We start from the raw sequence: 19398 nt of genomic DNA, 5'->3' as shown, positions 1-19398 counted from the left end.
ATGGCTATCAATATCACCATGCCCGCCCTGTCTCCGACAATGGAAGAGGGTACGCTTGCAAAATGGTTGGTAAAGGAAGGTGACACCGTTTCCTCCGGTGACATCATTGCCGAGATTGAGACCGACAAAGCTACGATGGAAGTCGAGGCAGTGGATGAAGGTGTTGTCGCCAAGATCCTCATTGAGGCCGGTGCGGAAGGCGTAAAGGTCAATGAAGTGATCGCCATCCTTGCCGAGGAAGGTGAAGACGCCTCCTCAGTCAAAGCGCCCGCCAAGTCAAATGCACCGAAAGACAAGGCAGAAGCCGCGCCTAAACCGGAAGAACCGAAACCGGCCGCCATGGTAGAGACTACTGCCCCGGCAAAGAAAGCGGACAGCGCAGCTACGCCTTCCAAGTCACCCCTGCCATCCGCAACCTCATCAGATGGCCGCATCAAGGCCAGCCCCTTGGCACGCCGGATTGCGGAGATGAAAGGTCTAGACCTTTCGGGACTGACGGGGACTGGTCCGCGCGGCCGGATCATCAAGCGCGACGTCGAGAACGCCAAAGCCGCACCGTCTGGCGCGAGCGCGGGGGCTGCAACCCAACCGGATGGCCTAATCCTGCCGCAGGTCCTGGACGATCGGGTCTATGCGCCTGACAGTTATGAACTCGTGCCACTGGACGGCATGCGCAAGACTGTCGCCAAGCGTCTGACGACCAGCTTCATGCAGGTTCCGCATTTCCCGCTGAATATCGATCTTGAGCTCGATCATCTGCTTGCGAGCCGTGCTGCGATCAATGCTGCGGCACGCGAAGGCGTGAAGGTTTCGGTCAATGATATGCTCATCAAGGCTGCCGCCATGGCTCTGATGGACGAGCCGGATTGCAATGCATCCTATACCGACAAAGGTATCGCCTATCACAAGCATGCCAATGTTTCGGTTGCTGTCGCGATTGAAGGAGGCCTGATCACGCCAGTTGTGTTCAGCGCGGAGACCAAAGGCCTGGCAGAGATATCGGAAGAGATGAAGGATCTTGCGACCCGGGCGCGGGAGCGGAAGCTGAAGCCGCAGGAATATAGCGGCGGCACATTTAGTATTTCCAATCTCGGCATGTTCGGAATCAAGAGCTTTGCCTCAATTATCAATCCACCTGAAGGCATGATCCTGTCAGTCGGCGCGGGTGAAAAGCGCGCTATCGTCGACGCCAAGGGAAATATTGTTGCCCGTACCGTCATGACGGTAACGCTCACCTGTGACCACCGCGTGGTTGGTGGGGCGGAGGGAGCCAAATGGCTTCAGGCTTTCAAACGGTATGTTGAAACCCCCGAAGCCATGCTGCTCTGATGACGCGGCTCGGGATGATGCTTGTCAGCCTGACCCTCCTCGCCGGATGCTCCGAGGAAAGCGTTTCCACGGACAATTCGTCGGGCATGAATGAGGCGGATATTCGCATGATCGCTGGCGAGCTTGCGATCCAGAAAGGCATCAGCCTTTTGTGCGACAGGGAGGCTACAGACCAGCTTTCGGAGTACATGGAAGACCTGCGCTACGAAGGACTAGCTCGGGAGCTTCGCGAAGATGTTGCCGCTGACAGCGTTGTTCTGATGAACAAGATTTCTGTGGAAGAACCGGAATACATTTGCACGCCTGAAATGTTCGAGAGCGCGGATTTGCGCGTCTCCCAGGCGCTTCTGGCATGGGATGAAATGAGAGGAATTACCCAATGAGTACGCAGTACGACCTCATCGTGATCGGATCCGGGCCCGGCGGGTATGTTTCGGCCATTCGCGCGTCGCAGCTGGGCATGAAGACGGCCATCGTCGAACGTGAAAGCCTCGGTGGGATTTGTCTGAACTGGGGCTGTATCCCGACCAAAGCGCTGCTGCGGTCGGCGGAAGTCCTGCACCTGGCCAAGAACGCAAAGGAATTCGGTCTGAAAATCGACAAGGCCGATTTTGACCTCGATGCTGTCGTGAAGCGTTCACGCGGCGTGGCGAACCAGCTATCGACCGGAGTCAAATTCCTGATGAAGAAAAACAAGATCGACGTTATCGAAGGCACCGCCCGTCTCGAAAAAGGTACGCAGGCACCAAAAGTCATCGTCAAAGGCAAAGATGGCAAGGAAACGTCCTTCCAAGCCAAGCACGTCATGTTGGCGACGGGCGCGCGGGCGCGGGACATCCCGCAAGCCGGTCTGGTTGCAGACAAGAAACTGATCTGGACTTATCGTGAAGCCATGACGCCGGATGTCATGCCAAAGCGGCTGTTGGTCATAGGATCAGGTGCGATCGGCATTGAATTCGCTAGTTTCTATCATGAACTGGGTGCAGAGGTGACAGTCGCTGAAGTGATGGATCGCATTCTGCCGGTGGAAGACGAGGAAATTTCGAAACTCGCGGAAAAGGACTTCAAGAAGCAAGGCCTGAACATTGTTACAGGCGCGAAAGTCGAAAATCTGAAAGCGGGCAAGTCCACCGTTACAGCAGAAATTACAGACAAGTCCGGCAAGAAGGAAAACAAGGAATTCGACCGGGCGATTCTCGCAGTTGGGATTGTCGGCAATGTTGAAGATCTTGGCCTCGGAGATCTGGGCGTAAAGGTCGAGAAGACCCATGTGACCGTGGACAATTTTGGCCGTACCGGGGTCAAAGGTCTATACGCAATCGGCGATCTGACGGGCCCGCCATGGTTGGCCCACAAGGCCTCTCATGAAGGTGTGGTTTGTGTGGAAGGTATCGCCGGGGCCAATCATGCCGAACCCTTTGATCCCTGGAACGTTCCAGGCTGCACTTACGCGCACCCGCAGGTCGCCAGCGTCGGTCTGACTGAAAAAGCCGCAAAGGAAAAAGGCTACGATATCAAGGTTGGCCGCTTCCCCTTCATCGGCAATGGCAAGGCCATAGCAATGGGCGCCTCTGAAGGCCTCGTAAAAACCATCTTCGACAAGAAGACCGGGGAATTGCTCGGCGCGCACATGATCGGCGCAGAAGTCACCGAACTGATCCAGGGCTATGTTATCGCGCGCCAGGGTGAGTTGACCGAGCAGGATCTCGCTCACACAATCTTCCCGCATCCGACCATTTCGGAGAGCATGCATGAATCCGTTCTGGATGCCGAAGGCCGTGTGATACATATCTAGGGACCAGTCGCACCGTGCGACGGTCGCGGGGGCGTTCCATGAAACTCAAAATCGGTCCGGGTGCTCTTGTCGCCGCGGGCTTCATTGGACCTGGCACGGTCACTGCTTGCACGCTCGCCGGCGCAAATTTCGGCTATGCCCTCATCTGGGCGTTGGTCTTCGCCACCTTTGCCACAATCATCTTGCAAGAGATGGCGGCCCGACTTGGCATCGTTTCCGGCAAGGGATTGGCAGCCGCCATGACCGCCCCCGAAAATGGGCCGATCATCAGATGGTCCATAATAGTTCTTGGCGTTTCGGCACTCGCTGTCGGTAATTCAGCTTACGAGGCAGGAAATCTTGCTGGTGGAGCGTTGGGGCTTGAGGCTCTGGTGGGATCCTTCGGCATTTCACACAAACTGATTGTATTGGTTCTAAGCACAGTTTCTGGCGGATTTCTTCTGTTTGGACACTACCGGCATATCGAAAAACTGCTGATTAGCCTGGTTCTGCTCATGAGCGTCGCCTTTGCAGGCAGTGTCCTCATCACGCGACCTGATATGTCCGCATGGTTTGGAGGTCTGTGGCCGACCGTACCCGATTCTGGATTGCTGGCAGCCATCGCTTTGATTGGCACGACCATCGTTCCGTACAATCTGTTTCTCCACGCCTCGACGGTTCGTGACAAGTGGCCAGACAGGTCTGCGACGGCGTTGCGAGCGGCGCGAACGGACACGGCTATATCAATCGGTTTGGGCGGGATCGTCTCCATTCTGGTTTTGTCGACCGCAGCGGCTAGCCTGTTCGGATCAGGCATAGCTGTCAGTTCTGCCGCTGATATGGCATCTTCAATCGAGCCAGCCTACGGGCCGTTTGCAAAATATCTGGTTGGCGTCGGCCTATTCGGCGCCGGACTTTCGTCATCAATTACCGCGCCGTTAGCGACATCCTATGCCTTGTCCGAGTTCGGCGGCTTCCCACGTAATGGTCGCGTGTTTCGCGGCATTGCGCTCACCGTTCTAATCGTTGGGACCGCTGTCGCTTTGCTAGGCGTCCGCCCCATAAGCATCATACTTTTCGCGCAGATTGCGAATGGGCTGATATTGCCAATTATCGCAGTGTTCCTGCTTATCGCAATGAACCGACGCAGATTGTTGGGTGACCACGTCAATTCATGGCTGACCAACTTACTGGGCATGGCAGTCGTCGTAATTACCTTTGGCCTTGGCTTGCGCCTTATCCTGAGAGCCCTAAATGTGTGGTCATGAGCCGCACAATTTGTCTGAACTCTGATATCGGGGAATTGCCGGGCGAAACTGGTCGCGCAATGGATCGTGCAATCCTTGATGTGGTCAGCCGGTGCAGTATCGCCTGCGGCGGCCACGCTGGTGACGATGATAGTATGCGAGCGACGCTGAAAGCTGCCAAGGCGCGCCACGTGGTCGTCGGTGCGCATCCATCTTATCCGGACAGGCAAAACTTCGGGCGCAAAAGCATGAAGATGCCGCAAGATGTACTGGAATCATCGCTCCGTCAGCAGGTGAGAGCGCTTGGCAGTTTTGCGAGAGGTCAAGGCATAGCGATCGACCATCTCAAACCCCATGGCGCATTGTACAATGACGCTTCGCGGGATCCCACGCTTGCAGAATTCATCGTGCGCCTCACACGTGAAGCACGCATACGGGCCGTAATTGGGCCGCCTGATTCCATGCTGGCCAAGATTGCCCACGCTACGGGCACTGATTTTCTGGCCGAAGGCTTTGCGGACCGCACATACGCCCGCGATGGCTCGCTACTCGCGCGAGGTGAGTCAGGTGCAGTGATCCACGAGGCGGATGCTCAAGCAGCGCAGGTAATAAGCATAATCGAGGACAGCACGGTCATAGCCGCGGACAACCAAGTGATTTCTCTCCAAGTGGACACAATCTGTCTTCACGGAGATACTGCAGGAGCAGTCCAATCCGCACTCGCACTCAGAGAAGCGCTTCACTCACGGGGTATCGAAATCAAGGCACAGGCCGCGCCGTGAAGGCACCGGTTATCGTGCCATGCGGTGACGATGCGCTGAGGCTTGTCATGCGGGCGACGGAAGACCGTCAGGCTATTGCACGCGCCCTGCGTGGCAGCCGCATTTGGGATGAGGTTGTGATCGGTCGGGAAAGTGTAACGGTTCAATTTGACCCTTCCGCCCTAGGCCCAGCCAAGGCGCTGGCCATGTTGAAACAAGCGGTAATGGCTGACATTAACGCGGCAGTTGTCGACGCGCCGAATTTAAAGTTGCTGGTACGGTCTGATGAGGCCAATGCGCCCGACCTTGCGGACTGTGCGGCGGCGAACAACTGCTCTAGCAATGAGTTTCTAAATATCTTGGTTCGCTCGAATTTAAGTGTCGACATGCTCGGATTCGCGCCCGGTTTTGCGTATCTGTCGGGTGTCGATCCAAATCTGTTGGGGGGTAGGCTGGATCACCCCCGTCAGCGGGTCAAAGCCGGTTCTATTGGCTTTATCAAAGGCTATCTCGGCATTTATGCTCTGGACGGGCCAGGGGGCTGGCCAATTATTGGCCGGACCGATGCGATGCTCTTCGACAAAACGGCGCGAGATCCTTTTGTCCTCTCGCCGGGTGCCGAAGTTCAAATAGAGTGGGTCTGACGTGACGCTTCGCATCATGAATGCCGGGCCACAGGCGACCCTGCAGGGCAACCAGAGAGCGGGATATCGCTATTCTGGTATTCCGTCATCCGGGCCTGCTGACCCCGTTTCCCATGCGATCGCAAACCATCTGGTTGGGAATCACGCGAGCACGACCGGAATCGAGATCACCTATGGACCCTTCTCGGTAGAGTTTCAGGCATCCGCAGCAATCGCGCTTACCGGAGCGGTGGCTCCGACCAGCTTGAATGGTCGTGTGGTTTCATTTCACGAGACACTCTTCGTCAAGCAGGGCGATTTTCTGGAAGTCGGCCGTCCGGACCATGGGCTGCGAACCTATCTGGCGATCTCTGGTGGAGTTGTGGGTGATGAGTTCCTGGAGAGCGAGTCCACCTATATTCCTGCAGGCTTGGGTGGTTTTGATGGCCGGGCGCTCCGGTCTGGGGATGTGGTTGAAACGAGCCCCCGCACAAAACCCCGCCGGGAAACGACACCTGAAACGCTGCTGTTTCCACTCGGCAACAGTTTTGCTCTGCGGGCGAGCGAAGGGCCTGACTATACAGACGACTGCACTCATCTTTGGACGGAGCAATACAAGGCAACACGCCGAGCTAGCAGAATTGGTATCGAGCTGGATGGCGCGTTTCCCAAAATAGATTCCATCGAAAACCTGCCGAGCGCCGGAATTTTCCCTGGCGCATTGCAGTTGCCGCCGCAGGGAAGGGGGTTCCTACTATTACCAGACTGTCAGACCACAGGAGGTTATCCGCACATTCTGCAGGTTAACCGGTCTGACCGACACCTACTGGGTCAGATCCGGCCCGGCGATTCTATCTTGTTCCTGCACAGGACGCGGGAGCAAGCGGCCGACGATCTGATAAAGAAGCAGAAATTGATTGCATCCTGGATCGGTGGGTTCCGAGTGTAGCCGAGCTGGCCGCACGTTCGAAGTGTAAACAAAACCTTGATAGAGGGTGTTGTGCAATTTCCGGGAGCCGTTCATGGAAGGCGATCAGTACATGATGTGCGCCGTCTCTGAGCATCGCGCCAATGAACGTTGATGCCGGTCCGCCAAGTTGTCGTGGAATGCTAATCCATGAATCGCATAATCATCATTATGGGAAATGATGCTGATGTATTATTTAATGAAATCAAGGCGCAAGCCATCATGCCCAGGTATCACGCCGGTCGGAAGTTCTTTGCAGAGCGTTTGGTAATCCATGTCGACATGCATGTTCGTCAGTACTGCCAGGCGCGGCGATATATCCGCGATCCACTCCAATGCCTGATCAAGATTTGCATGCGATGGGTGCGGCGCGTACCGCAATGCGTCGATGATGAGTGTATCACTCCCCTTCAGTGCTTCCAGCGTTTCTTCTGGTAGTCCGTTAACGTCATTACAGTAGGCGAGATTACCTATACGAAAACCGAGGCAGCGAATGCGGCCATGCTCCATATCGAGTGGCAAGAATTCAATACCGCCGCCGGCACCGGAAATCTTAACCAACTCGAGCGGCACAAGTTCATCTTGCAGGTCCAGGATCGACGGGTAACCACCCTTCCCCTCGAAACAATATGAAAACCGTTCTGTCAGAGTGCCGCGAGTTTCAGCGCTCAGATAAGTGGGTATTGGCTTGCGTTGGCGAATGCAGATCGGTCGCACATCATCAATTCCGTGGCTCTGGTCGGCATGGTCATGCGTATACAGGATCGCGTCCAGGTGGCCGATCTGTTCGGCAAGCAACTGTTCTCGCAGATCTGGCGACGTATCGATCAGGACATTTGTGGATGCGCCATGAGCGTCGAACGACTGAACGAGCGCCGAGCATCGCAGGCGGCGATTTTTTGGTTCCGTTGGATCGCACGCGCCCCAATCGCCACCGACGCGTGGAACGCCGCCGGATGAGCCCGTGCCCAGCAGTGTGAAGATACCTGTCGCCATCAGTTCGGTATTCTCGAGAAAAAGCGCATGGCGTTGTCGGTCGTTGTTTTCAGGACGTCGTCGAGTGGAATACTCTTTAGGCTCGCGAGCGCTTCAGCAACGTGAATGAGATAGGAGGGTTCATTGCGTCGGCCGCGCATCGGCACCGGCGCGAGATAAGGACAGTCAGTTTCAAGGATCAGGCGGTCCATCGGGACATCTGTAATCACTTCCCTGACTTCCCGCGCGCTCTTGAAGGACAGTATGCCTGATACGGACACGAATCCTCCAAGGTCGAGGCCGCGCTGGGCCAGCCGCGCGCCACCCGTATAGCAATGCAACAGCGGGACGAAACTTCCCTTTTCGAACTCCTCTTCAAGGATATCGCCCATCATTTCATCAGCTTCACGTGTGTGCAGGATGAGCGGCAGGCCCGTCTGTCTGGCCGCTTCGACATGCGTTCTCAGACTGTTTATCTGTGCATCCTCTGCGCTGTAGCCATAATGGAAATCGAGGCCGGTTTCGCCTATGGCAACCACATTGGGATCCGCCGCCCCGTTGACCAGATCATTGACCGACAGATCGGTGAAATCCTTGCTGTGATGAGGATGGACGCCGATCGAGCACCAGATGCCCGGATGTGCCTGCGCAATCGACCTGACTGCCTCGAAATTGTCGAGACGATCACAGATTGCGAGCATACGCTTCACACCGGCCTCGTCAGCCCGTGTGAGCACGTCGCCCAGATCGTCGGCAAACGTCTCGCCGTGCAAATTCACATGCGTATCAAACATAGCTGACGACTTAATGCGCCTTTGCAGCGCTATAAAGCCCTGCAATCAGCTTGGATGCCGTTTGAGCAGGATCCATCTTCAGGGCGCGCGCTTCGCCAGCGAGCCGGGATACTTCCAGCCAAGCCTTGGCTGCGGCGGGCTCCTGTTCTGCGCGCTGCGCCAGCCATGTCAGAATTTCCTCCTGAAACGCCTGCATGGCGGTATCGTCAGCACTTGCTGTCTGGAGCGCGTCCGTCACTAGCCCGTCATTCGGTCTCGGCAGGCTGCGCAAAAGGACCTTGGCCGCGTGAGATGCCGCGAGACCTGCCGGCGTAGATAACTGTACTCCCAAGCCTGGTCGCCCCTTGGACAAAGACGCGGCTTCAGCCGGCGCGGTGGCGGTTTCCAATGCGCGTTTTGTATCTTCATCACCCAGTGCCGAGACTCGCAGGACTCTGCAGCGCGACCGAATGGTTGGCAGGATAGGTGTCGTTCCATGATTCACCAGAAACAGGATGCTATGCTCCGGTGGCTCTTCAAGTGTCTTGAGCAAGGCATTCGCACCATTGCGATTCAATTCGTCCAGCGAGTCGATAATGCCGACGCGCCACCCACCTTGTGCGGGCTTGAGGGAAAAGAACTGGATCAGCTCACGCACCTGATCGACCGAGATATCCTGGCGTAGCTTGCCTTTGTCGTTCAACTCGCGATGTACCACGCGCAAATCGGGATGAGCGCCGGTAAGACAGGTTCGCGCAACCGGGTCAGAAGAATCTGCATCAAGCGGCGCTGCTTCCCGGCCGCGAGCGCCGAGCATGTAAGCGGCGAGCCGGTTTGCCATTGTGGCCTTACCGATTCCTGATGGCCCTTCGATCAGCCAGCCATGGTGTAGCTTGCCGGTTGTTGCCGATGCCAGAAACGAAGCCTCAGCCGTATCGTGCCCATACAGAGGCCAGGCGATGCTCATCCTGCCATCTCATTCAATGCATAAGTTTGAGACACGATGCGCCAGGCTGCTGCGTACACGGTGGCGATATCCCGAGAAGCATCTATCAGTTTGCAACGCAGAGGCTCTTCTTGCGACAGCGAAATAAATCCCTGACGGACTGCGTGATGAAAGTCAGTAGCGCGCTTTTCAAAGGCATCGTCCGGACCATTGCGCGCAGATCTGCGGCCTGCGGTGGTTTCGAGGGGGGCATCAAGAACGAGCGTCAGTGTTGGTACCGTGTCTCCCAAGACGGTGCTTTCCATCGATTTGAGGACATTGGACGAGACGCCGCCTTTGACACTTTGATACACGCTCGTGGAGTCCGCAAAGCGATCACAGATCACCCATTTTCCCTCAGCCAGTGCAGGCCGTATCAATTTTTCCAAATGGTCACTGCGGGCGGCATTCATCAGCAAGGCTTCGCTCATTGGCGACCAGTCCGCGCCAGCGGGCGGATGCAATGCAAGTTCGCGAATAGCTTCTGCCAGTGGAGTGCCGCCGGGCTCGCGCGTTGTGACGACGTCAAAGCCCTCAGCCCGCAAGCGCTCTGCCAAAGCGTGTTGAAGCGTGGACTTGCCTGTACCTTCACCGCCTTCGAGCGTAATGAATCTGAGGGGCGAGACCTCAGCCATCATTGCCGCCGATCATCTGGCTGAGACCTTCGACTGCTCGGCCGAAGAAGCCGAGCTTCTTGACCGTTGCCTCAGCAACGATAGGCGCTTCGGTTGGAACCTGACCTTCTACAGTCACGACCAGTTTTCCGACCGTGTCGCCAGCGCGGATAGGCGCCTCGAGCGCACCATCAAGAACTATCTCCGATGTCGCTTTCTCAAGCGCAGCCTTGTGGCCGGCTATCGTCATCTTGCTGGCGAGCGAAACCGGCACCAATTGTTGTTGGCCGAGCCAGACTTTGACTTCCGGTAGCTCGACGCTCTCCGGCGTGATCACTTTCAGATCATAGCTCTGGAATGCCATCCGCATCATGCGTTCGCCTTCCTGGGCTCGCGCCGCCATGCTCTCAAGACCGTTGATGACGATTGTACGCCGTACGCCGTCACGAACGGCGGAGGCGGTGAGTCCATATCCCGAAACCTCGAGGTGACCCGTCTTGAGGCCATCAGTGCCTTCAATACTGAGCAATGGATTGCGATTTGCCTGCGTATATTCGCGCCACGTATATGACGGCATGTCGTACCAGTCGTAGTATTGCGGATACTTGTCGATAGTGAGCTTCGCCATCTTGGCGAGGTCTTCTGCAGATATAACGTGGCCAACGGCCTCAAGGCCGGTCGTGTTCTGGAAGTTCGCAGAACTCATGCCGAGTTCATGGGCGAGGGAGGTCATACGCCGTGCAAAGGCTTCCTCTGATCCCGATATACCCTGAGCCAACACGATACAGGCGTCATTGCCAGACATGATGATTACGCCGTGCAGAAGTTCTTCAACGGTTGGCGTATCGCCGGGCGCAAGTCCCATTGTCGATGTACCAGACGGGAAACCACCTCGGCGCCACGCGTCTTCGCTGACGGTGAATTTGTCGGTCAGGGAAATCTCCCCCCGATCAATCAGTTCGAACACGAGGTAGGCCGTCATCATCTTTGTCATGGAGGCGGGGATCATGGGTTCCGCGCCATCCTTGGAGAAGAGTATTGTGCCCGTCTCGTGATCCATGATCACAGCATGACTGGCGGGCGTATCCATGATCTGTGCCTGGGCCGAACCCGTCGCTGCGACTGCCATCAGAATGGCGGTGAGGATCTGGGTTTTTGGCAGCATTGTAAGCCTCCGAAATGTGCTGAACGGTTGGCCGAAACCAATACGGCCCTTTTTCCCGTTTATACAGGAAAAAGGGCCGGTTTGTGGTCAGCGTCAATGGTGGCTATGCGGTCGTCAGGTCAGTTCTGGGAAACCACCCGACCGTTGGATATGCCGTAGCGGTGAAGATCATTGTTTATCCGATCAGCAGCATCCCGGTTCATGAAGGGGCCAACGCGCACCCGGAAAAAGTCTGCGCCATTTACGCGTGCCGGATCAATTTGGGCGCTCATATTGGTCGGCATGGACTGAATGAGGCTCTCAGCGTTCGAAATTTGCGAGAATGCGCCAACTTGAACAAAGTAATTCCCGACCGAAACAGGCTCATAATTTGGCGTGCTGCTCCGGCTCGCGGCGTAAACAGGACTTGGCGCAGAAGCTGTGGTGACTGAGGGCGCGCGCGTTTCATTATTGTCAGAAACCAGAATCGGTTGCGGTTTTGGAGCCATGACAGGAGCAGGGCCCAGATAACGAATTCGCACATTGGCGCGCCCTGCCCCGGTCATGCCGAGTTCCACAGCGGCGCGCTCGGAGACTTGCAACATGGCGCCATCTTCAAAAGGTCCGCGATCATTCACGCGCACAACAATTTCTGTGTTTGTTTCAAGATTCACGACCTGAACCAGGCTCGGCAAAGGCAGGTTCGGATGCGCGGCCATAAGCGCAGATTGGTCGAAGGTTTCGCCATTTGCGGTCGGCAGGCCCTGGAATTCGTCACCATAGATGATGGCCGCGCCGGTTTCATCGAAGACGGGTACGGTTTCAGGCTGAACCGAATGCGTTGCAGCGGGTGTCAGGCTGGTGGCAACACGACGCGCATCTGTTGCCGTTGGGGCACCGGCCCCCTGCTCTGCGACAGGTTCGGGAGCGCCTGCGAGATTTGGCAGAGATTCTGTCAGGACTTCGGACTGTGCTCGTTCTGCAGCGATACGTTGAGCGGCGGCTTGCGGATCAAATGGTTTTGCGGATGTTGGCTGTGTTGCGACAGGCGCAGGTGTGCCACTTATTGGTGCGCTTATGCTGGCATATTCTCTTGTCCCGCTTGCCGGGTTCGAAAATCTCGGCACCGAATTTGAGGAGTTTGAGGCAGACTGTACAGGCGCAGGCTTCGGCGACGTTCCCGGATAACTGAACTGGACCCGTGCTTTGGCTTTCTCTGGGCTGGGCTGGGCCTGGCTTGGTGCAATGAAGACGTTTTGACGTTCTGTTGAAATTCGGGCGCTTGGCTCTTGCGACTTGAAGACGATTGGTGCGGGATCGGCCCATGCGGGCGCTGATACGAAAGCAGCGGCAAAAGTGGCAACAATAAAGGCGGGAAGGCGATCGGTGATTTTGGTCGATGGCGCGCGCATTCGCGATGTAACCTCATTCTGAGTTTCTATTCGGCGCTTTGCGCCTGAACGTCCGGCTTTTCTGCCGTACCTGGCTTGTATACCACGCCAAGGTGGATGCAGGATGAACCTTCTCTCACGAAACCGCAAATGCCTCTTAGTGATCGATTCACGATTTGCGAGCGGTCAGCATTCGCAGATGAGGGCTTGCAAAACCACTTCCTCTGTTGGACATACCGGGCGCCGGAGGAATGGCAGAGTGGTTGAATGCGGCGGTCTTGAAAACCGTTGAGCCTTCGCGGGCTCCGGGGGTTCGAATCCCTCTTCCTCCGCCATGTGGCCTTACAGTATGCGTGGGTTTCGAGAGCTGACCTTTGGTCAGGCTGGCCATTGGCAAGCGCTTCCTGCAAAACTTTGGCAAAACCAGAACATCAGGAGGATACATGCTCGAAGGTATCAAGGTCGTAGAATATGCGACTTATATGGCAGCGCCAGGCGCAGGATCGATCTTGAGCGATTGGGGCGCCGATGTGGTCAAGATAGAGCCGCCGGGTGGTGACCCGATCCGACTTTTCTTCAAGACGATCGGGACGGACATAACCGACAATCCTGTGTTCGATTTCGATAATCGCGGCAAGAAATCCATCGTGGTCGACACGTCCAAGCCAGAGGGGCAGGAGCTCGTACGCAAGCTCGTGGCCGATGCCGACGTGTTTCTGACCAATGTCCGCCCCGGTGGCCTCGAACGGTCCGGCCTGGATTATGACAGCCTGAAGGAGTTAAACCCGAAACTGGTCTACTGTTCCCTTACCGGATACGGCCTGCAAGGGCCTGATGCGAATCGCCCCGGCTTTGATATTGCGAGCTTCTGGAGCCGCACGGGCGTTGCCAGACTGACCGTTCCGAAAGGCGAAGATCTGTTCGCCAATCGCACGGCATTCGGAGACCATACGACCTCGATGTCGGCTGCAGCCGGAATTTGCGCGGCGCTGGTTGAGGCTGGGCGGACAGGCAAGGGGCGTTTGGTTGAAGCCTCCCTCTTTCGCGCCGGTCTGTACGCACTCGGTTCCGATTTTGCGATCCAGCTCTTTTTTGACCGGGTTGCGTCAACAAAATCCCGCCATGAGCAAAATGTCCCCATCACCAATTTTTTCGAAACCAGAGATGGCAGCTGGATGTGTCTCGTATCCCGGCAAGGTGAAGTCGATTGGGCCCCGATCTGTCGAGCGATCGACCGGGAGGAATTGATTGAAGATGAGCGGTTCACTTCCGCCAAGGCGCGCCGGAAGAACAGGGCCGAAGTCGTAAACATTCTAGATGAGGGGTTCGCAAAATACGACAAGGCCGAGATGGCCAAACGGCTGGATGCGGAATCCCTCGCCTGGGCGCCTGTCCAGACTTTGGCCGAAGTGGCCAAAGATCCGCAAGCCATCGCTGCAGGCGCGATTGTTCAGACACCGAGCGCGAAGGGCGATGGCTCAACTTATGCTTCGCCAGCCTCGCCAGTTCGTTTTCCCGGCGCAGACGACGGGCCTAAAGGCCCCTCGCCCGCATTGGGTCAGCACACTCGGGATGTACTCGATCAACTGGGCCTGACGGACGACGCCATCGCGAGTCTCTATACAGACGGAATTGTTTCTTAGCGGCCCTTGAACTCGGGCGTCCTTTTTTCAAGGATCGCGTCCACTCCCTCCATATGGTCCTCAGTCTTGTGCATGAGGGCCTGAGAGGCGGCGGACATTTCCATGATCGTTTCGTAGGAAGCATTGGTGCCATGACGCATGAGAGTTTTTGCTAGGCGCAAGGCTTGAGGTGGCTGCGCAGCAATCTGCTCGGCCAGCGCCATGGCTTCGTCCATCAGTGTATCGCCCGGGACGACTTTCGAGACGAGACCCCAGTCTTCTGCTGTGGCGGCATCAATGACTTTGCCCGTGAACAGAAGCTCAGCTGCGCGGGATGATCCGATCAGTCGGGGCAGCAGCCATGCGCCGCCATCACCGGGGATCAGGCCAAGCTTCAGGAAGGTGACGCCCATCTTGGCCTTGTCGGAGGCTATGCGAATATCGGCCATGCAGGCGACGTCGCAACCAAGACCAATCGCGGCCCCATTTACGGCCGCGATCATCGGTACTTCAAGATTGTAGAGCGATTTCACAATCAAGTGGATGTTTCGGCGATAACCTTCACGGATGTCATGCGGCGCGCCGCCGAACGCGCCGGTGCCCTCTTTCATCGCTTTCACGTCGCCGCCGGCGGAGAATGCCCGGCCAGCGCCCGTCAAAATCACGCAGCGGATTTCAGCGTCCGCAACAATCTCATTACATGCAGCTGCGATGGCCAAACCATCGCCCTCCGCTCCCAGCGCATTGAGGCTATCGGGGCGGTTCAGCGTCAAGATCATGATGGATCCGCGCTTCTCTGTTGTCACGATCGACATGTCTGGAAATCCTCCGTGTTTTCTGAATGCCTTGCTGGCAGGCGAGCACAGGATTGTCCATCGGGCAAACGGCCTCTTGCCGCACGGTCAGAGTTTGATTTTTGAGTGGGTGGTGCGGATGAGAGGACTCGAACCTCCACGCCTTGCAGCGCTGGAACCTAAATCCAGTGCGTCTACCAATTCCGCCACATCCGCATGACGGGTTTTCCTACGCGAGCCGTGACCACGCTTCAACACCAAACCCACGCAGGGGCTGCGAATTTATTGCTGTTCGCCGTGCAAGGCGCTCAGGATATCGGGAAGTTCAGATTCCAGGTCTTCTGCGATCAGCCCTGCCCCAACGCGGCGTCCGGCTTCGCCATGCAGCCAACTGGCCATGGCCGCCGCGGTGAACGTATCAACACCCTGCGCCATGAGACCGCCTGCAATGCCCGCCAAAACATCGCCAGATCCAGCCGTTGCAAGCCAGTGCGTTGCGTGTGTGTTCACAATGGCCATACCGTCTGGTTTGGCAATAACGGTGTCTGGGCCTTTCAGCAGGACGACGCAGCCAGTCATTCGGGACGCTTTGCGCGTCGCTTCGACCTTGTTTACTTCTGAGTCCAGCAGGTCACCAAAGAGTCGATTGAACTCACCGATATGAGGTGTAATCAGGTCATCTGACCGCAGCTGTCTGTAGAAGCCATCTTTATCATCGGCGAAGACGGTCAAGGCATCTGCGTCGAGAACAGCCTTCGATTTCGATGAAAGCAAACACTCAACATTCTTTTTTGTGCCGGTCGTGATGCCCGCGGCAGGCCCGAGGATCACCGTGCTGGCGGATTCAATACTCTCGCGCAGCTGCTCAGCATCCGACACTTCCTTGAGCATGACAGCAGTCAGATGACTGGCATTTACCGCAACAGCATCCGGCGGAGACAACAGAGTCACGAGCCCGGCACCGGCCCTCAGCCCCGCGCGGCTGGCCAAACGCGCCGCGCCCGTCGATGCGACATTTCCACTGACTACGGCCAAATGACCTCGGGCATGCTTGTGGCTGCCCTGCCCCGGCTGAGGTAGATTGCGTCCCCACAATATGGGGCTGTTTTCGAGCAGTTTGGTCTGAACCGGCACACCAATATCTGCGACGAATATGCCTCCGCAATATGCGGCACCCGGCAACAGGACGTGTGCCGGCCGCAATGCTGCGAATGTGATGGTTCCTTCTGCTCGGAAACACACGCCAAGTGGTTTGGCCGACTCTCCATGAATACCAGAAGGCACATCAATCGAGACAACGCGGCCGCCGCGCTCCGCCAGCTTTGCTGGAACGCCTTCAAGCGGTCGGGAAAGGCCGCCACCAAACAGAGCATCCAGAACTATATCGTGTGGGTCCTCCAATGCGGCATTGAGTGGCTTGATCTCACCCTCCCACTCGGCCGCTGCCTTGGCAGCATCTCCTTTGAGAGATTGCGTGTCCACAAGGCAAAAAACCTCGACGTCTCGCCAAAGCTTTGCCAGTTTCGCCGCAGCGATGAACCCATCTCCGCCATTGCCACCTGGGCCACACAGAACCTGGATGCGGCCTTCCGGCCATTGTGCATGGACGAACTCGGCTGCGGCGTTTCCAGCGCGTTGCATGAGGTCGAAGCTGTCAGTGCCGCTGGAAAAAAGTGCTTCTTCTGCGGCCCGCATTTCCTGCGGAGTAAGAATAGGTCTGCCCATAGTGCAGGCTCATAGCACGCGCGTATCGGATTCGCTGCCCAGCTGCTGAATTTTCAGACCTTCGGCGCTGCGTTCCAGAGTGGTAACTGAGCAATAGGTTGGGCGGAAAACAAGCGTCTCGGCACGTTGCTGAAGCTTGCTGACGACTGCATTGATTGCCACGAAATGTGTGAAGACGACTGTATTGTCGGGAAGGCCTTCCAGGCGAGCGATCATGGCATCTCGCCAGGCACGATGTGTGCTGGCTTCATTTTCCCATGTGCCGCCCATGAAAACGCGCAGCCATTCAACGCGATCGTGTATGTCTTTCGGGGTCGAAATTTCCGACACTTCCTCAATGATACTTGCGGTTAGACCAAGACGTGCCTCCAGCGGGCGCGCCGTCTCGCGGCATCTCTGCATCGGGCTGCTGACAATGTGGCTCACGCCCAGAGCGTGAAGTTCTGTTGCAGCAGATTCGGCCTGACGGTGCCCAAGATCGCTCAAACCCGGGTTGGGATGGTTGCCCCAACTCGCGGCAGCTTCCCCATGACGGACGAGATAGAGCATGAATCCTCCAAAGCCAGCGGCTGTTCCGACTTTCAATAATTGTAAGTCCGATCACCCTTGAGGAAGGGAACCGGTGCGAGATGGTTTCAAACCTGCTTCGCGCAAATATCCAACAGATTCAATCATTCACCCAACGATACTCTAAGGTCGCGCCTTGAACTGCAGCGACGTACGAACAGGCAATTCCTTTGCCGGATCTGCAATATGCATTAGAGGTCAGAAGGTGTTTCGCACAAAATAAGGGCAGCAAAGTCCAAAATTCGATCACGCCCTATCAACCTGATGCTAACTCTCATACTGGGTCTCGCTTCCATCGCAGAAGGCGCATACCCGTTGACTACACGAACCAAACGGCTGGGAGATACGGGCCATGAAGAAAATTGAGGCGATCATCAAACCTTTCAAACTGGATGATGTTAAGGAGGCGCTGCAAGAGATTGGTCTGCAAGGAATGACCGTTGTTGAAGCCAAAGGCTTCGGGCGCCAGCGCGGACACACGGAACTCTACCGCGGTGCGGAGTACGTGGTCGACTTCCTGCCCAAGCTTAAGATTGAAATTGTGCTTGCCGACAGTGCGGTAGAAGGCGCAGTCGACGCGATCAAGAAAGCTGCTCATACTGACAAGATCGGTGACGGCAAAATCTTCATTTCTGACATCACTGATGCGGTAAGAATCCGCACGGGCGAAACCGGCGACGCAGCCCTTTAAAGGCTAGGTCGTTGAATACCAAAAACTACAGAAGCTGTTTACTGGAGGGCAAATTCCAATGGCCGATAACCTGTTGAAACTTATGAAGGATGAGGACGTCCAATACGTCGACCTTCGCTTCACCGACCCTCGCGGGAAGATGCAGCATGTTTCTTTTCACAAGAACATGGTCGAAGATGATTTCTTCACCGAAGGTCAGATGTTCGACGGCTCATCCGTCGCTGGCTGGAAGGCCATCAACGAGTCCGATATGGTGCTGATGCCTGACACCAGCACGGCCATGATTGACCCATTCTTCCAGCAAACCACGCTGGCTGTAATGTGTGATATCCTCGACCCGATCACGGGGCAGGCCTACAATCGCGACCCACGCACAACGGCCAAGAAGGCCGAAGCATATGTGAAGTCGAGCGGCGTGGGCGACACGGTATTCTTTGGCCCCGAAGCTGAGTTCTTTGTGTTCGATGATGTTCGCTGGTCCACTGAGCCCCACAAGACCGGATACAGCTTCGACTCGACCGAACTGCCGGTGAACACCGACAAAGAGTACCCGATGGGCAATATGGGCCATCGCCCAGGACCTAAAGGCGGCTATTTCCCTGTTCCGCCGGTCGACTCCGAACAGGACATGCGCTCTGAAATGCTTTCCGTGATGGCCGACATCGGCCTTGATCCTGAGAAGCATCACCACGAAGTGGCGCCAGCACAGCACGAACTGGGGCTGAAATTCTCGACGCTCACCACGATGGCAGATCGTCTTCAGCTTTATAAATACGTAATCCACAATGTGGCAGCGTCTTACGGCAAGACGGCAACCTTCATGCCGAAGCCGATGTTTGCCGACAACGGGTCCGGTATGCACGTCCACCAGTCTATCTGGTCCGGTGGCAAGCCGCTCTTTGCCGGTGACCAATATGCTGGCTTGTCTGAGCAGTGCCTGTATTACATCGGCGGCATCATCAAGCATGCGCGCGCTCTGAATGCCCTCACCAACCCTTCGACGAACAGCTACAAGCGCCTCGTCCCCGGTTACGAAGCCCCCGTCATGCTCGCCTATTCTGCGCGCAACCGGTCTGCCTCAATCCGTATTCCGTTCGGTTCCAATCCGAAAGCAAAGCGTATCGAAACACGCTTCCCGGACCCTACGGCAAACCCGTACCTGGCATTCGCCGCCCTGCTCATGGCTGGTCTTGATGGTATCGAAAACAAGATCCATCCGGGCGACGCCATGGATAAAGACCTTTACGATCTGCCGCCTGAAGAGGCGAAATCGATCCCGCAAGTGTGCGGCTCACTGCGAGAAGCGCTTGCAGCGCTCGACGCAGACCGTACATTCCTTACTAAGGGCGGCGTGTTCGATGACGACCAGATCGATGCTTATATTGAGCTGAAGATGGAAGAGAACATGCGCTATGA

The 19398-nt window shown here is 56.4% G+C and carries 19 protein-coding genes and 2 tRNA genes; 11 read left to right on the top strand and 10 right to left on the bottom strand.

Annotated features, from left to right (window positions below; translation table 11 throughout):
• The 7 genes from B2344_RS00105 to B2344_RS00075 are packed head-to-tail and all read left to right on the top strand — an operon-like array spanning position 1 to position 6683.
• Positions 1-1329 carry a pyruvate dehydrogenase complex dihydrolipoamide acetyltransferase gene (locus B2344_RS00105; RefSeq protein ID WP_290483478.1) on the top strand — a complete coding sequence of 443 codons (1329 nt, stop codon included), beginning with the start codon at positions 1-3 and terminating at the stop codon, positions 1327-1329.
• Complete coding sequence (locus B2344_RS00100; RefSeq protein WP_290484392.1) at positions 1329-1712, top strand: hypothetical protein; 384 nt, start codon at positions 1329-1331, stop codon at positions 1710-1712. The genes B2344_RS00105 and B2344_RS00100 overlap by 1 nt, the downstream gene beginning before the upstream one ends.
• Positions 1709-3124, top strand: a complete 1416-nt coding sequence (gene lpdA, locus B2344_RS00095) for a dihydrolipoyl dehydrogenase (RefSeq protein WP_290484391.1) — start codon at positions 1709-1711, stop codon at positions 3122-3124. The genes B2344_RS00100 and lpdA overlap by 4 nt, the downstream gene beginning before the upstream one ends.
• A 38-nt stretch (positions 3125-3162) precedes the next feature.
• Positions 3163-4371, top strand: a complete 1209-nt coding sequence (locus tag B2344_RS00090; protein WP_290484390.1) for an Nramp family divalent metal transporter — start codon at positions 3163-3165, stop codon at positions 4369-4371.
• On the top strand, positions 4368-5132 hold the full coding sequence (gene pxpA, locus B2344_RS00085; protein WP_206990461.1) for a 5-oxoprolinase subunit PxpA: 765 nt from the start codon (positions 4368-4370) through the stop codon (positions 5130-5132). The genes B2344_RS00090 and pxpA overlap by 4 nt, the downstream gene beginning before the upstream one ends.
• The gene (locus tag B2344_RS00080) at positions 5129-5755 is read left to right on the top strand and encodes a 5-oxoprolinase subunit B family protein (RefSeq protein WP_206990462.1); all 627 of its coding nucleotides are present in this window, start codon (positions 5129-5131) and stop codon (positions 5753-5755) included. The genes pxpA and B2344_RS00080 overlap by 4 nt, the downstream gene beginning before the upstream one ends.
• Position 5756: 1 nt before the next feature.
• Positions 5757-6683 (top strand): biotin-dependent carboxyltransferase family protein, encoded by a 927-nt coding sequence (locus B2344_RS00075; RefSeq protein WP_290484389.1) that lies wholly within the window; start codon positions 5757-5759, stop codon positions 6681-6683.
• Positions 6684-6893: 210 nt separating this feature from the next.
• Here B2344_RS00075 and B2344_RS00070 read toward each other — a convergent pair whose 3' ends face one another.
• The 6 genes from B2344_RS00070 to B2344_RS00045 form a co-directional block, all read right to left on the bottom strand.
• On the bottom strand, positions 6894-7697 hold the full coding sequence (locus B2344_RS00070; RefSeq protein ID WP_290483482.1) for an MBL fold metallo-hydrolase: 804 nt from the start codon (positions 7695-7697) through the stop codon (positions 6894-6896).
• Entirely contained in the window at positions 7697-8470 is a 774-nt protein-coding gene (locus tag B2344_RS00065; RefSeq protein WP_290484388.1) for a TatD family hydrolase, read from the bottom strand. Before B2344_RS00065 ends, B2344_RS00070 begins: the two co-directional genes overlap by 1 nt.
• A 10-nt stretch (positions 8471-8480) precedes the next feature.
• On the bottom strand, positions 8481-9416 hold the full coding sequence (locus tag B2344_RS00060; protein WP_290484387.1) for a DNA polymerase III subunit delta': 936 nt from the start codon (positions 9414-9416) through the stop codon (positions 8481-8483).
• Positions 9413-10069, bottom strand: coding sequence for a dTMP kinase (gene tmk, locus B2344_RS00055; RefSeq protein ID WP_206993212.1), 657 nt, complete (start codon positions 10067-10069; stop codon positions 9413-9415). The genes B2344_RS00060 and tmk overlap by 4 nt, the downstream gene beginning before the upstream one ends.
• Positions 10062-11213, bottom strand: a complete 1152-nt coding sequence (locus B2344_RS00050) for a D-alanyl-D-alanine carboxypeptidase family protein (protein WP_290484386.1) — start codon at positions 11211-11213, stop codon at positions 10062-10064. The genes tmk and B2344_RS00050 overlap by 8 nt, the downstream gene beginning before the upstream one ends.
• Before the next feature lie 119 nt (positions 11214-11332).
• On the bottom strand, positions 11333-12604 hold the full coding sequence (locus tag B2344_RS00045; RefSeq protein ID WP_290483485.1) for a septal ring lytic transglycosylase RlpA family protein: 1272 nt from the start codon (positions 12602-12604) through the stop codon (positions 11333-11335).
• 224 nt (positions 12605-12828) lie between these two features.
• Between B2344_RS00045 and B2344_RS00040 the strand changes: the two genes are divergently transcribed.
• A tRNA-Ser gene (locus tag B2344_RS00040) sits at positions 12829-12918 on the top strand.
• Between the two features lie 108 nt (positions 12919-13026).
• On the top strand, positions 13027-14226 hold the full coding sequence (locus B2344_RS00035) for a CaiB/BaiF CoA transferase family protein (protein ID WP_290478811.1): 1200 nt from the start codon (positions 13027-13029) through the stop codon (positions 14224-14226).
• Here B2344_RS00035 and B2344_RS00030 read toward each other — a convergent pair.
• From B2344_RS00030 to B2344_RS00015, 4 genes are all read right to left on the bottom strand, one after another.
• Positions 14223-15020, bottom strand: a complete 798-nt coding sequence (locus B2344_RS00030; protein ID WP_206990469.1) for a crotonase/enoyl-CoA hydratase family protein — start codon at positions 15018-15020, stop codon at positions 14223-14225. The genes B2344_RS00035 and B2344_RS00030 overlap by 4 nt on opposite strands.
• A 110-nt stretch (positions 15021-15130) precedes the next feature.
• Positions 15131-15215, bottom strand: a tRNA-Leu gene (locus B2344_RS00025).
• A 66-nt stretch (positions 15216-15281) separates the two neighbouring features.
• A complete protein-coding gene (locus B2344_RS00020) occupies positions 15282-16724 on the bottom strand; it encodes an NAD(P)H-hydrate dehydratase (RefSeq protein ID WP_290484385.1) in 1443 nt (480 codons plus the stop codon).
• Between the two features lie 9 nt (positions 16725-16733).
• Positions 16734-17273, bottom strand: coding sequence for a histidine phosphatase family protein (locus tag B2344_RS00015; RefSeq protein WP_290483488.1), 540 nt, complete (start codon positions 17271-17273; stop codon positions 16734-16736).
• Between the two features lie 370 nt (positions 17274-17643).
• On the opposite strand from B2344_RS00015, the gene B2344_RS00010 reads away from it, so the two are divergent.
• Both B2344_RS00010 and glnA read left to right on the top strand, forming a co-directional pair.
• Positions 17644-17982, top strand: a complete 339-nt coding sequence (locus tag B2344_RS00010) for a P-II family nitrogen regulator (RefSeq protein ID WP_027837435.1) — start codon at positions 17644-17646, stop codon at positions 17980-17982.
• A 58-nt stretch (positions 17983-18040) separates the two neighbouring features.
• A partial coding sequence (glnA, locus tag B2344_RS00005) for a type I glutamate--ammonia ligase (protein ID WP_290484384.1) occupies positions 18041-19398 on the top strand: 1358 nt, incomplete at its 3' end.

It is taken from the genome of Hyphomonas sp. UBA3195, from assembly GCF_002366485.1.
Taxonomy (GTDB): domain Bacteria; phylum Pseudomonadota; class Alphaproteobacteria; order Caulobacterales; family Hyphomonadaceae; genus Hyphomonas.
The sequence above is the reverse complement of the archived record's forward strand: the minus strand, read 5'-3'. Positions and strand labels throughout refer to the sequence as shown.

Excerpts from the sequence above, each read along its gene's own strand:
- B2344_RS00060 (WP_290484387.1), bottom strand. The coding sequence starts at position 9,416 with ATGAGCATCGCCTGGCCTCTGTATGGGCACGATACGGCTGAGGCTTCG.
- B2344_RS00010 (WP_027837435.1), top strand. The coding sequence starts at position 17,644 with ATGAAGAAAATTGAGGCGATCATCAAACCTTTCAAACTGGATGATGTT.
- B2344_RS00035 (WP_290478811.1), top strand. The coding sequence starts at position 13,027 with ATGCTCGAAGGTATCAAGGTCGTAGAATATGCGACTTATATGGCAGCG.
- tmk (WP_206993212.1), bottom strand. The coding sequence starts at position 10,069 with ATGGCTGAGGTCTCGCCCCTCAGATTCATTACGCTCGAAGGCGGTGAA.
- B2344_RS00050 (WP_290484386.1), bottom strand. The coding sequence starts at position 11,213 with ATGCTGCCAAAAACCCAGATCCTCACCGCCATTCTGATGGCAGTCGCA.
- B2344_RS00020 (WP_290484385.1), bottom strand. The coding sequence starts at position 16,724 with ATGGGCAGACCTATTCTTACTCCGCAGGAAATGCGGGCCGCAGAAGAA.
- B2344_RS00105 (WP_290483478.1), top strand. The coding sequence starts at position 1 with ATGGCTATCAATATCACCATGCCCGCCCTGTCTCCGACAATGGAAGAG.
- B2344_RS00090 (WP_290484390.1), top strand. The coding sequence starts at position 3,163 with ATGAAACTCAAAATCGGTCCGGGTGCTCTTGTCGCCGCGGGCTTCATT.
- B2344_RS00065 (WP_290484388.1), bottom strand. The coding sequence starts at position 8,470 with ATGTTTGATACGCATGTGAATTTGCACGGCGAGACGTTTGCCGACGAT.
- B2344_RS00070 (WP_290483482.1), bottom strand. The coding sequence starts at position 7,697 with ATGGCGACAGGTATCTTCACACTGCTGGGCACGGGCTCATCCGGCGGC.
- lpdA (WP_290484391.1), top strand. The coding sequence starts at position 1,709 with ATGAGTACGCAGTACGACCTCATCGTGATCGGATCCGGGCCCGGCGGG.
- B2344_RS00015 (WP_290483488.1), bottom strand. The coding sequence starts at position 17,273 with ATGCTCTATCTCGTCCGTCATGGGGAAGCTGCCGCGAGTTGGGGCAAC.
- B2344_RS00045 (WP_290483485.1), bottom strand. The coding sequence starts at position 12,604 with ATGCGCGCGCCATCGACCAAAATCACCGATCGCCTTCCCGCCTTTATT.
- B2344_RS00030 (WP_206990469.1), bottom strand. The coding sequence starts at position 15,020 with ATGTCGATCGTGACAACAGAGAAGCGCGGATCCATCATGATCTTGACG.
- B2344_RS00100 (WP_290484392.1), top strand. The coding sequence starts at position 1,329 with ATGACGCGGCTCGGGATGATGCTTGTCAGCCTGACCCTCCTCGCCGGA.
- pxpA (WP_206990461.1), top strand. The coding sequence starts at position 4,368 with ATGAGCCGCACAATTTGTCTGAACTCTGATATCGGGGAATTGCCGGGC.